This window comes from Streptomyces sp. NPDC007084 (assembly GCF_040703595.1).
Lineage (GTDB): Bacteria > Actinomycetota > Actinomycetes > Streptomycetales > Streptomycetaceae > Streptomyces.
This window is the reverse complement of sequence record NZ_JBEYFY010000013.1, coordinates 1-14,412: the sequence shown is the minus strand read 5'-3', so window position 1 is coordinate 14,412 and position 14,412 is coordinate 1. Positions and strand designations below refer to the sequence as shown.

Sequence of the window (14,412 nt, the reverse complement as noted above, 5' to 3'; positions counted from 1 at the left end):
AGGGTCGTAGGCGGTCGGGGACATCCCATACAACTCGCCGACATCTGAGTCGGCGTACCTAACGAGGAGATCGGTTCGTGACGATCCGCGTAGGCATCAACGGCTTTGGCCGCATCGGTCGTAACTACTTCCGCGCGCTGCTGGAGCAGGGTGCTGACATCGAGATCGTGGCTGTCAACGACCTGGGTGACACCGCGACCACCGCTCACCTGCTCAAGTACGACACCATCCTGGGCCGCCTCAAGGCCGAGGTGTCGCACACCGCCGACACGATCACCGTCGACGGCCACACCATCAAGGTTCTGTCCGAGCGCAACCCCGCCGACATCCCGTGGGGCGACCTCGGCGTCGACATCGTCATCGAGTCGACGGGCATCTTCACGAAGAAGGCCGACGCCGAGAAGCACATCGCCGGCGGCGCCAAGAAGGTCCTCATCTCGGCTCCGGCCAAGGACGAGGACATCACCATCGTGATGGGCGTCAACCAGGACAAGTACGACGCGTCGAAGCACAACATCATCTCCAACGCCTCCTGCACCACCAACTGTGTGGCGCCGATGGCCAAGGTCCTCGACGAGAACTTCGGCATCGTCAAGGGCCTGATGACGACGGTCCACGCGTACACCAACGACCAGCGCATCCTGGACTTCCCGCACTCGGACCTGCGCCGCGCCCGCGCCGCCGCCGAGAACATCATCCCGACCACGACCGGTGCCGCCAAGGCCACCGCTCTGGTCCTCCCGCAGCTCAAGGGCAAGCTGGACGGCATCGCCATGCGCGTCCCGGTCCCGACCGGCTCGGCCACCGACCTCGTCGTGACCCTCCAGCGCGAGGTCACCAAGGACGAGGTCAACGCCGCGTTCAAGAAGGCCTCCGAGGACGGCGACCTCAAGGGCTACCTGGCGTACACCGAGGACCCGATCGTCTCCTCGGACATCGTCGGCGACCCGGCCTCCTGCACCTTCGACTCCTCCCTGACCATGGTCCAGGAGGGCAACTCGGTGAAGATCCTCGGCTGGTACGACAACGAGTGGGGCTACTCCAACCGCCTCGTCGACCTCACGGTCTTCGTCGGCGGCCGGCTCTAAGACCCGGAGCAGGCAACTCGATGTGAGACAGGGCCCGGGCAGCGCAGAGCCGCGCTGTCCGGGCCCTGTGCCGCGTACCGATCGGTCCGCCCTCCCGGATCCGAAGAGCCTTCCTAGGAGACCTTTCATGAAGACGATCGACGAACTTCTCGCCGAGGGCGTGGACGGAAAGCGGGTCTTCGTCCGCGCCGACCTCAACGTGCCGCTGGCCGACGGCCTCATCACCGACGACGGCCGCATCCGCGCCGTGCTGCCCACCGTCAAGGCGCTCGCCGACGCCGGCGCCAAGGTGATCGTCGCCTCGCACCTGGGCCGCCCCAAGGGCGCCCCGGACCCCGCCTTCTCCCTGCTCCAGCCCGCCGAGCGGCTCGGTGAACTGCTGGGCGCGCCGGTCGCGTTCGCGCAGGACACCGTCGGCCCCGCCGCCCACGACGCCGTGAACGGCCTGGAGCCCGGCCAGGTCGCCGTCATCGAGAACCTCCGCTTCAACCCCGGCGAGACCTCCAAGGACGACACCGAGCGAGGCGAGTTCGCCGACCGGCTCGCGGCCCTCGCGGACGTCTACGTGGGCGACGGCTTCGGCGCCGTGCACCGCAAGCACGCCTCCGTGTACGACCTCCCGGCCCGTCTGCCGCACTACGCCGGCTACCTCATCGCCACCGAGGTCGGCGTCCTGAAGAAGCTCACCGACGACGTCGAGCGCCCCTACGTGGTCGCCCTCGGCGGTTCCAAGGTCTCCGACAAGCTCGCCGTCATCGACGAACTGCTCGGCAAGGCCGACCGGCTCCTCATCGGCGGCGGCATGGCCTTCACCTTCCTCAAGGCGAAGGGCTACGAGATCGGCGCCTCCCTGGTCCAGGACGACCAGTTGCCCGCCGTCACCGAGTACGTGGAGCGCGCCGAGAAGAACGGCGTCGAACTGGTCGTCCCGGTCGACGTCGTCACCGCGACCGAGTTCCCGGACCTGAAGACGAAGGCCCCCTCCCACCCCACCACCGTCGCCGCGGACGCCATCCCGGCCGACCAGATGGGTCTCGACATCGGTCCCGAGACCGGTGCCCTGTACGCCTCGAAGCTCGCCGACGCCGCCACCGTCTTCTGGAACGGCCCCATGGGCGTCTTCGAGCACCCCGACTACGCCGAGGGCACCAAGGCGGTCGCCCAGGCCCTCGTCGACTCCCCGGCCTTCACGGTCGTCGGCGGTGGCGACTCCGCCGCCGCCGTGCGCACCCTGGGCTTCGACGAGAAGGCATTCGGCCACATCTCGACCGGCGGCGGCGCCTCCCTCGAATACCTCGAGGGCAAGACGCTCCCCGGCCTCGCCGCACTGGAGGACTGACCTAGATGAGCACGCGCACGCCGCTGATGGCGGGCAACTGGAAGATGAACCTCAACCACCTCGAGGCCATCGCGCACGTCCAGAAGCTCGCCTTCGCCCTGGCGGACAAGGACTACGAGGCCTGCGAGGTCGCCGTCCTGCCGCCCTTCACCGACCTGCGCTCCGTGCAGACCCTGGTCGACGGCGACAAGCTCAAGATCAAGTACGGTGCCCAGGACCTCTCGGCCCACGACTCCGGCGCCTACACCGGCGAGATCTCCGGCTCGATGCTGGCCAAGCTGAAGTGCACGTACGTGGCGGTCGGCCACTCCGAGCGCCGCCAGTACCACGCCGAGACCGACGAGATCGTGAACGCCAAGGTCAAGGCCGCCTACAAGCACGGTCTGACCCCGATCCTGTGCGTCGGCGAGGAGCTGGAGGTCCGCGAGGCGGGCAACCATGTCTCCCACACGCTCGCGCAGGTCGAGGGCGGTCTCAAGGACCTCCCGGCCGAGCAGGCCGAGTCCGTCGTGATCGCCTACGAGCCCGTGTGGGCCATCGGCACCGGCAAGGTCTGCGGCGCCGACGACGCCCAGGAGGTCTGCGCCGCGATCCGCGCCAAGCTGGCCGAGCTGTACTCCCCGGAGCTGGCCGAGCGGGTCCGCATCCAGTACGGCGGCTCGGTCAAGGCCGGGAACGTCGCCGAGATCATGGCGAAGGCCGACATCGACGGCGCCCTGGTCGGCGGCGCCTCGCTCGACGCCGACGAGTTCGTCAAGATCGTCCGGTTCCGCGACCAGTAAGTATGCGGTAGCGGCGATTCGTCGTACCCTTGCGGGGGTCTGGTGCCCTGGTGCCGGGCCCCCGTCGTCCATCCAGTTCCGAGGAAGTTGGTCCAGCCGTGGTTTTGGGGTTCTCGATCGCCCTGATCGTCTTCAGCCTGCTGCTGATGCTGCTCGTGCTGATGCACAAGGGAAAGGGCGGCGGCCTGTCCGACATGTTCGGTGGCGGCATGCAGTCGTCCGTCGGTGGTTCCTCGGTCGCCGAGCGCAACCTCGACCGCATCACCGTGGTGCTCGGCCTGCTCTGGTTCGCGTGCATCGTCGTGCTCGGCATCCTCATGAAGATCAACAACTGAGCGTCCGTCGGCATCGGCACCGCACCACAACTGCACATCACGCAAGCACATCGCGCACGTAAAGCCCCATGTCCGGTACGCGCCCCCAAGCGCCGCCTATCATGGGGCTTGCGTCTAGGGGTGGGGAGGTAACTCCAATCACTGGACGCGCGTTGGGCCTTACGTAGACTGAGGCGCTCGCAGCGAAGCGTCACGCCGACTCGCTTCGCGGCACCATCACGCAGGGAGTTACGACCGTGGCAAGTGGCAACGCGATCCGAGGAAGCCGGGTCGGGGCGGGGCCGATGGGCGAGGCCGAGCGTGGCGAGTCCGCGCCGCGGCTGCGCATCTCCTTCTGGTGCTCCAACGGGCACGAGACGCAGCCCAGCTTCGCCAGCGACGCGCAGGTCCCCGACACCTGGGACTGCCCGCGCTGCGGCTTCCCCGCAGGACAGGACCGGGACAACCCGCCGGACCCGCCGCGCACCGAGCCCTACAAGACGCACCTCGCGTACGTACGGGAGCGGCGCAGCGACGCGGACGGCGAGGCGATCCTCGCCGAGGCGCTCGCCAAACTGCGGGGCGAGATCTAGGAGTTGAGAACCGGCCGGGCACCCAGGTGCCTGGCCGGACTCGTCTCCGGACGACCCACCGGCCGGGGCCCGCCCCGTCGCCGGTGTTCGCCGTGCTCACGCCGATGTGGCAGTGCGGCCGCCGTGCGCACGCCGACGTGGCAGTGCGGCCCCGGTTTCCTCGCCTTGCCTTCGCCCTCCCTTCGCCTTCGCCGTCACCGCACTGACACCGGCGGGCCGGCGGGACGTATCTGTTGTTGCGCCGGTGGACGGCGTGACGTCGGCTCATGTCCAGGCCTGATCAATTAGGTTGGGACCGGCAGCGGGGCACAGCAGGCAAGCGCACACGCAGGAAGAAGGCGGAAGTCCCAGATGAACGCAGACAGCCGTACCCGGCTCAACCAGACACCCGAGTGGACCGCTCTCGCCAAGCACCGCGAGGACCTTGAGGGCACTCACCTGCGCGACCTGTTCGCCGCCGACCCCGGCCGCGCCGAACGCTATGTCGTGCGGGTCGGTGACCTGCACATCGACTACTCCAAGCATCTGGTCACGGACGAGACGCTCGCCCTGCTGCGGGAACTCGCCTCCGCGACGGATGTGTTCGGGTTGCGGGACGCGATGTTCCGGGGTGAGAAGATCAACACGACGGAGGGGCGGGCGGTGCTGCACACCGCGTTGCGGGCGCCGTCGGACGCGGTCGTGGAGGTCGACGGGGAGAACGTGGTGCCGGCCGTGCACGCGGTCCTGGACAAGATGGCGGGTTTCGCGGCGCGGGTGCGTTCGGGTGAGTGGACCGGTCACACGGGGCGGCCGATCCGCAATGTGGTGAACATCGGCATCGGCGGTTCGGACCTGGGTCCGGCGATGGCCTACGAGGTGCTGCGCCCGTTCACCGACCGGGGTCTTGTGCTGCGGTTCGTGTCGAACGTGGACGGGGCGGATCTCCACGAGGCGTTGCGGGGGCTTGATCCGGCGGAGACGCTGTTCGTCATCGCGTCGAAGACGTTCACCACGATCGAGACGATCACGAATGCCACCTCGGCGCGGGAGTGGCTGCTGGCGGGGCTGAAGGCGGGTCCGGAGGCGGTGGCGCGGCATTTCGTGGCGTTGTCGACGAATGCGGGGAAGGTCGCCGATTTCGGGATCGACACGGCGAACATGTTCGGGTTCTGGGACTGGGTGGGGGGCCGGTACTCGTTCGACTCGGCGATCGGTCTGTCGTTGATGATTGCGATCGGTCCGGACCGGTTCCGGGAGATGCTGGACGGTTTCCGTCTGGTGGACGAGCATTTCCGTACCGCTCCGGCGGAGGCCAACGCTCCGTTGATTCTGGGGTTGTTGGGGATCTGGTACGGGAACTTCCATGACGCGCAGTCGCACGCGGTGTTGCCGTACTCGCATTATCTGTCGCGGTTCACGGCGTATCTGCAGCAGTTGGACATGGAGTCCAATGGCAAGTCGGTGGACCGGCAGGGGCGTGCGGTGGCGTGGCAGACGGGTCCGGTGGTGTGGGGGACGCCGGGGACCAACGGGCAGCACGCGTACTACCAGTTGATCCATCAGGGCACGAAGCTGATCCCGGCGGACTTCATCGGGTTCGCGAATCCGGTGGGTGAGCTGAGCGGGACGCTGAAGGGCCAGCACGATCTGCTGATGGCGAACTTCTTCGCCCAGACGCAGGCTTTGGCGTTCGGGAAGACGCCGGAGGAGGTGCGGGCGGAGGGAGTGCCGGAGGAACTGGTCGCGCACAAGACGTTCCGCGGTGACCATCCCACCACCACGATCCTCGCCGGTGAGCTGACGCCGTCGGTACTGGGCCAGTTGATCGCCCTGTACGAGCACAAGGTGTTCGTCCAGGGCGCGGTGTGGAACATCGACTCCTTCGACCAGTGGGGCGTCGAACTCGGCAAGGTCCTCGCCAAACGCATCGAACCCGCCCTCACGGAGGGCGCCGAGGTGCCGGGGCTGGACGAGTCGACCAAGGCCTTGGTCGCCACGTACCGGGAGCTGCGCGGGCGTTGAGCCCGACCGGCACATGACCGGGAACGCCGAACGCCGAGTCTGAACGCCGAACGCGGAGTCTGAACGCCGAATGCCGGAGAAACGGGAGGTCCGTTTCTCCGGCATTCGGCGTTCGTGCCGGTCAGCCCGGTCAGCCCGGTCAGCCCGCTCAGTCCCGTCAGGCCGAGGCCGGCGGGTACAGCGAGCGGGGGAGCTGGGAGGCAGCCGCCGCGTCCAGCAGCCACAGGGTGCGGGAGCGTCCCTGGGCACCCGCCGCCGGGGCCTGGATCTCACCCGCTCCGGACAGGGCGATGGCGGCGGCCTCCGCCTTGTCCTCGCCGGCCGCGAGCAGCCACACCTCACGGGCCGAGCGGATCGCGGGCAGGGTCAGCGAGATCCGGGTCGGCGGCGGCTTGGGCGCACCGTGCACGCCGACCACCGTCCGCTCCGTCTCCCGCACCGCGGGCAGCTCTGGGAAGAGCGAGGCGACATGGGTGTCCGGGCCGACACCCAGCATCAGGACGTCAAACTCCGGCACCGCGCCGTGGTTCTCCGGTCCCGCCGCCTTGGCCAGCTCCGCCGCGTACGCCTCCGCCGCCGCCTCGACGTCGTCGCCGTAGGGACCGTCGGAGGCGGGCATCGGGTGCACCCGTGCCGGGTCCAGCGGTACCGCGTCGAGAAGGGCCGCGCGGGCCTGGGTGTCGTTGCGTTCGGGGTCGCCCTCGGGCAGATAGCGCTCGTCGCCCCACCACAGGTCGAGGTGGGCCCAGTCGACGGCGTCCCTGGCGGGCGCGGCGGCGAGCGCGGCGAGGAGTCCGTTGCCGTTGCGTCCGCCGGTGAGCACGACCGAGGCGTAGCCGCGCGAGGCCTGCGCGTCGACGATCTTCGTGATCAGGCGGGCCGCCGCGGCCTGCGCCATCAGTTCCTTGTCGCGGTGGACGACGAGCTGGGGAGTGTTCACTCGGCGGCCGCCTTCTTCGCCGGAGCCTTCTTGGCGGGTGCCTTCTTCGCCGCTCCGCCCGACGCGGTCCGCTTGGCGGCGGACGCCGTCGCCGTCTTCTTCGCCGGGGCCGCCGCGGTCTTGCGGGCGGCCGGTGCCGTCCTGGTGGCCGTCCGCGTCCCGCCCGAGGAACTCTCCAGCGCGGATTCGGCGGACTCGGACTCCGCGTTCAGCCGGTCCACGCCGTAGCGCAGGGCCGAGGCGTAGGTGTCGTCCGGGTCGAGCCGGCGCAGTTCCTCCGCCATCAGCTCGGCCGTCTCGCGGCGTTTGAGCGCCACCGCGCGGTCGGGCTGTCCCTCGATGGAGAGGGTGGCGAGGGAGCCGTCGGCGCGGTCCAGGACGATCGGGCCGCAGGTCGTGTCCATCCGCACCGCGGTGAGCCCCGGCCCCGCCGACAGCGAGCGCTTGACGGGAACGTCGAGCCGGTCCGCGAGCCACATCGCCAGCAGCTCACAGCTCGGGTTGAACTCCTCGCCCTCCACCTCGACCGCGGCCACGTCGCAGACGACCTGGTCGAGAGCCGCGGCCAGCATCGAACGCCAGGGTGTGATGCGCGTCCACGACAGGTCGGTGTCGCCGGGGGTGTAGGCGTCGGCCCGGGCGTTCAGCTCCCGGATCGGGGACTCGGCGGCGTAGGTGTCGGTCACGCGGCGCTGGGCGAGCGCGCCGAGCGGGTCCTTCGCCGGGTCGAGCGGCGCGTTCACCGGCCACCAGACGACGACGGGCGCGTCCGGCAGCAGCAGCGGCAGCACCACCGACTGGGCGTGGTTGATCACCTCGCCGTACAGGCGCAGCACCACCGTCTCGCCGGTGCCGGCCTCCGCGCCGAGCCGCACCTCGGCGTCGAGGCGCGAGGTCGTGCGGTCGCGGGGGGAGCGGGAGACGCGCTTGATGACCACGAGGGTGCGCGAGGGGTGCTCGCGCGAGGCGTCGTTCGCGGCCTTCAGCGCGTCGTAGGCGTTCTCCTCGTCGGTGACGATGACGAGGGTGAGCACCATGCCGACGGCGGGGGTGCCGATGGCGCGGCGGCCCTGCACCAGCGCTTTGTTGATCTTGCTGGCCGTGGTGTCGGTGAGATCGGTCTTCATGGGCGACGCCAGCTCCGTCCGTCTCGTTCGAGCATTTCGTCGGCCTCGACGGGACCCCAGGTGCCGGACGCGTACTGCGCGGGCTTGCCGTGCTTGTCCCAGTACCGCTCGATCGGGTCGAGGATCTTCCAGGACAGCTCGACCTCCTCGGTGCGCGGGAAGAGGTTGGAGTCGCCGAGCAGGACGTCGAGGATCAGCCGCTCGTACGCCTCCGGGCTGGACTCGGTGAACGACTCGCCGTAGGCGAAGTCCATCGAGACGTCCCGGATCTCCATCGAGGTGCCGGGCACCTTGGAGCCGAAGCGGACGGTGACGCCCTCGTCGGGCTGGACGCGGAACACGATCGCGTTCTGGCCCAGCTCCTCGGTCGCCGTGTGGTCGAAGGGGGAGTGCGGGGCGCGCTGGAAGACGACCGCGATCTCGGTGACCCGGCGCCCCAGCCGCTTGCCGGTGCGCAGGTAGAAGGGGACGCCCGCCCAGCGGCGGTTGTCCACCTCGACCTTGATCGCGGCGAACGTGTCGGTCTTCGACTTGGGGTCGATACCGTCTTCCTGGAGATAGCCGACGACCTTCTCGCCGCCCTGCCAGCCGGCCGCGTACTGGCCGCGGACCGTGTCCTTGCCCAGGTCCTTGGGCAGCTTGGCGGCGCCGAGCACCTTGGTCTTCTCCGCGGCGAGCGCGTCCGCGTCGAAGGACGAGGGCTCCTCCATCGCGGTCAGCGCCATGAGCTGGAGCAGGTGGTTCTGGATGACGTCACGGGCGGCGCCGATGCCGTCGTAGTAGCCGGCCCGGCCGCCGATGCCGATGTCCTCGGCCATGGTGATCTGCACGTGGTCCACGAAGGACCGGTTCCAGATCGGCTCGAACATGGTGTTGGCGAAGCGGAGCGCCAGGATGTTCTGGACGGTCTCCTTGCCGAGGTAGTGGTCGATACGGAAGACCTGGTCCGGGGCGAACACCTCGTGCACGATCGCGTTCAGTTCCTCGGCCGACTTCAGGTCGTGGCCGAAGGGCTTCTCGATGACCGCGCGGCGCCAGGAGCCGTTCGACTGCTCGGCGAGCTTGTGCTTCTTGAGCTGCTTGATGACCACCGGGAACGCGGACGGTGGCACCGACAGGTAGAAGGCGAAGTTGCCGCCCGTGCCCTGCGCCTTGTCCAGCTCCTCGATGGTGGAGCGCAGCCGGTCGAAGGCGTCGTCGTCGTCGAAGGTGCCCTGGACGAAGCGCATGCCCTGCACGAGCTGCTGCCAGACCTCCTCGCGGAACGGCGTGCGCGCGTGCTCCTTGACCGCGTCGTGGACCTCCTGCGCGAAGTCCTCGTCGGCCCACTCGCGCCGGGCGAAGCCGACCAGGGAGAAGCCCGGCGGCAGCAGACCCCGGTTGGCGAGGTCGTACACCGCGGGCATCAGCTTTTTACGTGACAAATCGCCCGTGACGCCGAAGATGACCAGGCCCGACGGCCCCGCGATACGCGGGAGCCGTCGGTCTGCGGGGTCACGCAGCGGATTGCTGCTCGACAAGGTTTCAGCCCTCCGAAGGGGCGAGGCGCTTCAGCTCCGCCTCGGTCGACTTGAGCAGGTCGTTCCAGGACGCCTCGAACTTCTCGACGCCCTCGTCCTCCAGGAGCTGGACCACGTCGTCGTAGGCGATGCCGAGCTTCTCGACGGCGTCGATCTCGGCCCGGGCCTGCTCGTACGTGCCGGCGATGGTGTTGCCGGTGATCGAGCCGTGGTCGTCGGTGGCCTCCAGGGTGGCCTCCGGCATGGTGTTCACGGTGTTGGGCGCGACCAGCTCGTCGACGTACAGGGTGTCCTTGTACGCCGGGTCCTTGACGCCCGTCGAGGCCCACAGCGGGCGCTGCTTGTTGGCCCGCGCCTTGTCCAGCGCGGCCCAGCGGTCGGAGGAGAAGACCTCCTCGTACGCCTCGTAGGCGAGCCGGGCGTTCGCCAGCGCCGCCTTGCCGCGGGCGGCCTTCGCCTCGGGGGTGCCGAGGGCGTCGAGCCGCTTGTCGATCTCGGTGTCCACGCGGGACACGAAGAAGGACGCCACGGAGTGGATCTTGGAGAGGTCCAGGCCGCGCTCCTTGGCCTTCTCCAGACCCGCGAGGTAGGCGTCCATGACCGCGCGGTAGCGCTCCAGCGAGAAGATCAGCGTCACGTTGACGCTGATACCGAGGCCGATGACCTCGGTGATCGCCGGCAGACCCGCCTTGGTGGCCGGGATCTTGATGAGCGTGTTGGGGCGGTCGACCAGCCAGGCGAGCTGCTTGGCCTCGGCGACCGTCGCCTTCGTGTTGTGGGCGAGCCGCGGGTCGACCTCGATCGAGACCCGGCCGTCCTGGCCGCCGGTCGCGTCGAAGACGGGCCGCAGGATGTCGGCGGCGTCGCGGACGTCCGCCGTGGTGATCATGCGGATGGCTTCCTCGACGGTGACCTCACGGGCCGCGAGGTCGGACAGCTGCTGGTCGTAGCCGTCGCCCTGGGAGATCGCCTTCTGGAAGATCGACGGGTTGGTGGTGACGCCCACGACGTGCTGCTGGTCGATCAGTTCCGCGAGGTTGCCGGACGTGATCCGCTTGCGGGACAGGTCGTCCAGCCAGATCGCGACGCCTTCCTCGGAGAGGCGCTTGAGTGCGTCTGTCATGGAAATTGCATCTCCTACGTGTCGTATGTCGGCGTCAGCGCTGGGCTGCTGCGATCGATTCCCGGGCGGCTTCGGCGACGTGCTCGGCAGTGAAACCGAACTCGGCGAACAGCGTCTTGGCGTCGGCCGAAGCGCCGAAGTGCTCCAGCGAAACAATCCGTCCGGCGTCCCCGACGAAGCGGTGCCAGGTGAGACCGATACCGGCCTCCACCGAGACACGCGCCCTCACCGACGGCGGCAGGACGCTGTCCCGGTACCCCTGGTCCTGCTCGTCGAACCACTCCACGCACGGCATGGACACAACCCGGGTCGGGATACCCGCGGCCTGGAGCTGCTCACGCGCCTCCACCGCCACGTGCACCTCGGAGCCGGTGCCGATGAGAATGACCTCCGGCGTCCCGCCCTCGGCCTCGAACAGCACGTACCCGCCCTTGGCGGCGTCCTCGTTCGCGTCGTACGTCGGCACGCCCTGGCGGGTCAGCGCGAGGCCGTGCGGGGCGCCCTTGCCGTAGACCTTCGTGTAGCGCTTGAGGATCTCGCGCCAGGCGATCGTGGTCTCGTTGGCGTCGGCCGGGCGGACGACGTTCAGGCCCGGGATGGCCCGCAGCGAGGCCAGGTGCTCGACCGGCTGGTGGGTCGGGCCGTCCTCGCCGAGGCCGATCGAGTCGTGCGTCCACACGTAGGTGACCGGCAGGTGCATCAGGGCCGACAGGCGGACCGAGTTGCGCATGTAGTCGGAGAACACCAGGAAGGTGCCGCCGTAGACCCGCGTGTTGCCGTGCAGGGTGATGCCGTTCATCTCCGCGGCCATGGAGTGCTCGCGGATGCCGAAGTGCACGGTGCGGCCGTACGGGTCGGCCTCCGGGAGCGGGTTGTCCGCCGGGAGGAACGAGCTGGTCTTGTCGATCGTCGTGTTGTTCGAGCCGGCCAGGTCGGCGGAGCCGCCCCACAGCTCGGGGATGACCGGGCCGAGAGCCTGGAGCACCTTGCCGGACGCGGCACGGGTGGCGACGCTCTTGCCCGTCTCGAACGCGGGAAGGTGCTCCTCCCAGCCGGCGGGCAGCTCGGTCGCGGCGATCCGGTCGTACTCGGCGGCGCGCTCCGGGTTCGCGGTGCGCCAGGCGGCGTAGCCCTTCTCCCACTCGGCGCGGGCCTCGCGGCCGCGGTCGAGGGCCTGGCGGGTGTGCGCGAGGACCTCCTCGGCGACGTCGAAGGACTTGTCCGGGTCGAAGCCGAGGACCCGCTTGGTGGCGGCCACCTCGTCGGCGCCGAGCGCCGAGCCGTGCGCGGCCTCGGTGTTCTGCGCGTTCGGGGCGGGCCAGGCGATGATCGAGCGCATCGCGATGAACGACGGCCGGTCCGTCACCTTCTTCGCGGCCTCGATGGCGTCGTAGAGGGCGTTCGGGTCGAGGTCGCCGTCCGGCTTCGGGGCGACCCGCTGGACGTGCCAGCCGTACGCCTCGTAGCGCTTGACGGTGTCCTCGGAGACCGCGGTCTCCGTGTCGCCCTCGATCGAGATGTGGTTGTCGTCCCACAGCAGGATCAGGTTGCCGAGCTTCTGGTGCCCGGCCATCGAGGACGCCTCCGCGGAGATGCCCTCCTGGAGGCAGCCGTCACCGGCGATCGCGAAGATGAAGTGGTCGAAGGGAGACTCGCCCTGCGCGGCCTCCGGGTCGAACAGGCCGCGCTCGTAGCGGGAGGCCATCGCCATGCCCACGGCGTTGGCGACACCCTGGCCGAGCGGGCCGGTCGTGGTCTCCACACCGGGGGTGTGCCCGTACTCCGGGTGGCCCGGCGTCCTGCTGCCCCAGGTCCGGAAGGCTTCGAGGTCCGCCAGCTCCAGGCCGAACCCGGCCAGGTAGAGCTGCGTGTAGAGGGTCAGGGACGAGTGGCCCGCGGACAGCACGAAGCGGTCGCGTCCCACCCAGTCCGGGTCCGCCGGGTCATGGCGCATCACCTTCTGGAAGAGGGTGTACGCGACGGGCGCGAGGCTCATGGCCGTACCGGGATGGCCGTTTCCGACCTTCTGTACGGCATCGGCGGCCAGGACGCGGGCGGTGTCGACGGCCCGCTGGTCCAACTCGGTCCACTCGAGGTCTGTGGTGGTCGGCTTGGTGCTCACCCTGGGTCAGGGCTCCTCTCCACATGTCACACATGTCGAATTGCCGGTGCACTGGAAGCCCCGGCCGTTGTCGAGCCTACCCCCGTAAGTACGTGCGTTTTTTCGAGTCATTCCAGACTGCCGGGACTCTTCGGGATCCGCCTCCCGACTGGTCCGTTCCATGTTCGACACGTGAATACGGACCTGCTCGTCCGAGTGCTCAATCGAGTGCCCGAGGGCTCTTCCAGCGCCGCCCGCCAACACGAGCCCACCCCCGCGAATGCCGGGGTCTGGGCAACGTCTACAGTGGCGTGGTACGCGCGAGCCTTTACGGGGAGTTCACACCCCGGGGCTTGCTGGGATGTCTCTGTCAGGGGTGTGCGTGACGGCCGTCGAATCCCGTCCAGCCGGTGTGCTCGGGACGAGCAGCAGCCGGGGTCAGCGGCCAGTCGGGGCCCGTGTCAAGGCGTTCGTGGCACTGACCAAGCCGCGAATCATCGAACTGCTGCTGATCACCACCGTTCCAGTGATGTTCCTGGCCCAGCAGGGTGTGCCCGATCTGAAGCTGGTGCTCCTCACCTGCCTCGGCGGCTACCTCTCCGCGGGCGGCGCCAACGCGCTGAACATGTACATCGACCGCGACATCGACGCCCTCATGGAGCGCACCTCGCAGCGCCCCCTGGTGACCGGCATGGTCAGCCCCCGTGAGTGCCTCGCCTTCGGCGTCAGTCTGGCGGTCGTCTCGACGCTGCTGTTCGGCCTCACCGTCAACTGGCTGTCCGCCTGGCTGTCGCTCGGAGCGCTCCTCTTCTACGTCGTCGTCTACACGATGATCCTCAAGCGCCGTACGTCGCAGAACATCGTCTGGGGCGGCATCGCCGGCTGTCTGCCGGTGCTGATCGGCTGGTCGTCGGTCACCAACTCCATGTCGTGGGCGCCGGTCATCCTCTTCCTCGTCATGTTCTTCTGGACGCCGCCGCACTACTGGCCGCTGTCCATGAAGGTGAAGGACGACTACGCCCGCGTGGGCGTGCCCATGCTGCCGGTCGTCGCGAGCAACAAGGTCGTCGCCCGCCAGATCGTCATCTACAGCTGGGTGATGGTCGCGGTCTCGCTGCTGCTCACCCCGCTCGGCTACACCGGCTGGTTCTACACCGTGGTCGCGCTCGGCGCGGGCGGGTTCTGGCTGTGGGAGGCGCACGGGCTGCAAAGCCGCGCCAAGGCCGAGGTCACCGGCGGCAAGCTCAAGGAGATGCGGCTCTTCCACTGGTCGATCACCTATGTGTCGATCCTCTTCGTCGCCGTCGCGGTGGACCCCTTCCTGCGCTAGACGCGTCGTCGTCCTCCGACGCGTCGTCGTCCTACGACGGGCGGGGTCCGTGGCCAAGGCCACCGGGCCCCCCCCGGGGCCATTTTTTTTACCCAGGGGTGACGAACTAATATTTGAGAAAACCAGCGAAACGACGACTACCCCACCCCCG

Annotated in this window: 12 protein-coding genes; 7 read left to right on the top strand and 5 right to left on the bottom strand. The window is 69.0% G+C overall.

Going from position 1 to position 14,412, the window contains the following annotated elements:
- The first annotated feature begins 77 nt into the window (after positions 1–77).
- The 6 genes from gap to pgi all read left to right on the top strand — a co-directional run bounded on the left by gap (position 78) and on the right by pgi (position 6,120).
- Positions 78–1,088 (top strand): type I glyceraldehyde-3-phosphate dehydrogenase, encoded by a 1,011-nt coding sequence (gene gap, locus AB0912_RS13855; protein ID WP_366699123.1) that lies wholly within the window; start codon positions 78–80, stop codon positions 1,086–1,088.
- A 127-nt stretch (positions 1,089–1,215) separates the two neighbouring features.
- Complete coding sequence (locus AB0912_RS13850) at positions 1,216–2,427, top strand: phosphoglycerate kinase (protein WP_366699121.1); 1,212 nt, start codon at positions 1,216–1,218, stop codon at positions 2,425–2,427.
- Positions 2,428–2,432: 5 nt separating this feature from the next.
- Positions 2,433–3,209: a triose-phosphate isomerase gene (gene tpiA / locus AB0912_RS13845; protein ID WP_366699119.1), complete on the top strand. Its 777-nt coding sequence runs from the start codon at positions 2,433–2,435 to the stop codon at positions 3,207–3,209.
- Between the two features lie 104 nt (positions 3,210–3,313).
- On the top strand, positions 3,314–3,544 hold the full coding sequence (gene secG, locus AB0912_RS13840; protein WP_366699331.1) for a preprotein translocase subunit SecG: 231 nt from the start codon (positions 3,314–3,316) through the stop codon (positions 3,542–3,544).
- A 236-nt stretch (positions 3,545–3,780) separates the two neighbouring features.
- On the top strand, positions 3,781–4,116 hold the full coding sequence (locus AB0912_RS13835) for an RNA polymerase-binding protein RbpA (protein WP_003957010.1): 336 nt from the start codon (positions 3,781–3,783) through the stop codon (positions 4,114–4,116).
- Positions 4,117–4,467: 351 nt separating this feature from the next.
- Positions 4,468–6,120 carry a glucose-6-phosphate isomerase gene (pgi, locus tag AB0912_RS13830; RefSeq protein ID WP_366699117.1) on the top strand — a complete coding sequence of 551 codons (1,653 nt, stop codon included), beginning with the start codon at positions 4,468–4,470 and terminating at the stop codon, positions 6,118–6,120.
- A gap of 157 nt (positions 6,121–6,277) precedes the next feature.
- On the opposite strand, the gene pgl is transcribed toward pgi, so the two are convergent.
- The 5 genes from pgl to tkt are packed head-to-tail and all read right to left on the bottom strand — an operon-like array spanning position 6,278 to position 12,952.
- Complete coding sequence (gene pgl, locus AB0912_RS13825; protein WP_366699115.1) at positions 6,278–7,060, bottom strand: 6-phosphogluconolactonase; 783 nt, start codon at positions 7,058–7,060, stop codon at positions 6,278–6,280.
- Positions 7,057–8,187, bottom strand: coding sequence for a glucose-6-phosphate dehydrogenase assembly protein OpcA (opcA, locus tag AB0912_RS13820; protein WP_366699112.1), 1,131 nt, complete (start codon positions 8,185–8,187; stop codon positions 7,057–7,059). The genes pgl and opcA overlap by 4 nt, the downstream gene beginning before the upstream one ends.
- A complete protein-coding gene (gene zwf / locus AB0912_RS13815) occupies positions 8,184–9,707 on the bottom strand; it encodes a glucose-6-phosphate dehydrogenase (protein WP_366699110.1) in 1,524 nt (507 codons plus the stop codon). Before zwf ends, opcA begins: the two co-directional genes overlap by 4 nt.
- 4 nt (positions 9,708–9,711) lie before the next feature.
- Entirely contained in the window at positions 9,712–10,830 is a 1,119-nt protein-coding gene (gene tal, locus AB0912_RS13810; protein WP_366699108.1) for a transaldolase, read from the bottom strand.
- A 34-nt stretch (positions 10,831–10,864) separates the two neighbouring features.
- The gene (tkt, locus tag AB0912_RS13805) at positions 10,865–12,952 is read right to left on the bottom strand and encodes a transketolase (protein WP_366699106.1); all 2,088 of its coding nucleotides are present in this window, start codon (positions 12,950–12,952) and stop codon (positions 10,865–10,867) included.
- Between the two features lie 355 nt (positions 12,953–13,307).
- On the opposite strand from tkt, the gene AB0912_RS13800 reads away from it, so the two are divergent.
- Positions 13,308–14,261, top strand: a complete 954-nt coding sequence (locus AB0912_RS13800) for a heme o synthase (protein WP_366699329.1) — start codon at positions 13,308–13,310, stop codon at positions 14,259–14,261.
- Positions 14,262–14,412 lie beyond the last annotated feature (151 nt).

Excerpts from the sequence above, each read along its gene's own strand:
- opcA (WP_366699112.1), bottom strand. The coding sequence starts at position 8,187 with ATGAAGACCGATCTCACCGACACCACGGCCAGCAAGATCAACAAAGCG.
- pgi (WP_366699117.1), top strand. The coding sequence starts at position 4,468 with ATGAACGCAGACAGCCGTACCCGGCTCAACCAGACACCCGAGTGGACC.
- tal (WP_366699108.1), bottom strand. The coding sequence starts at position 10,830 with ATGACAGACGCACTCAAGCGCCTCTCCGAGGAAGGCGTCGCGATCTGG.
- tpiA (WP_366699119.1), top strand. The coding sequence starts at position 2,433 with ATGAGCACGCGCACGCCGCTGATGGCGGGCAACTGGAAGATGAACCTC.
- AB0912_RS13850 (WP_366699121.1), top strand. The coding sequence starts at position 1,216 with ATGAAGACGATCGACGAACTTCTCGCCGAGGGCGTGGACGGAAAGCGG.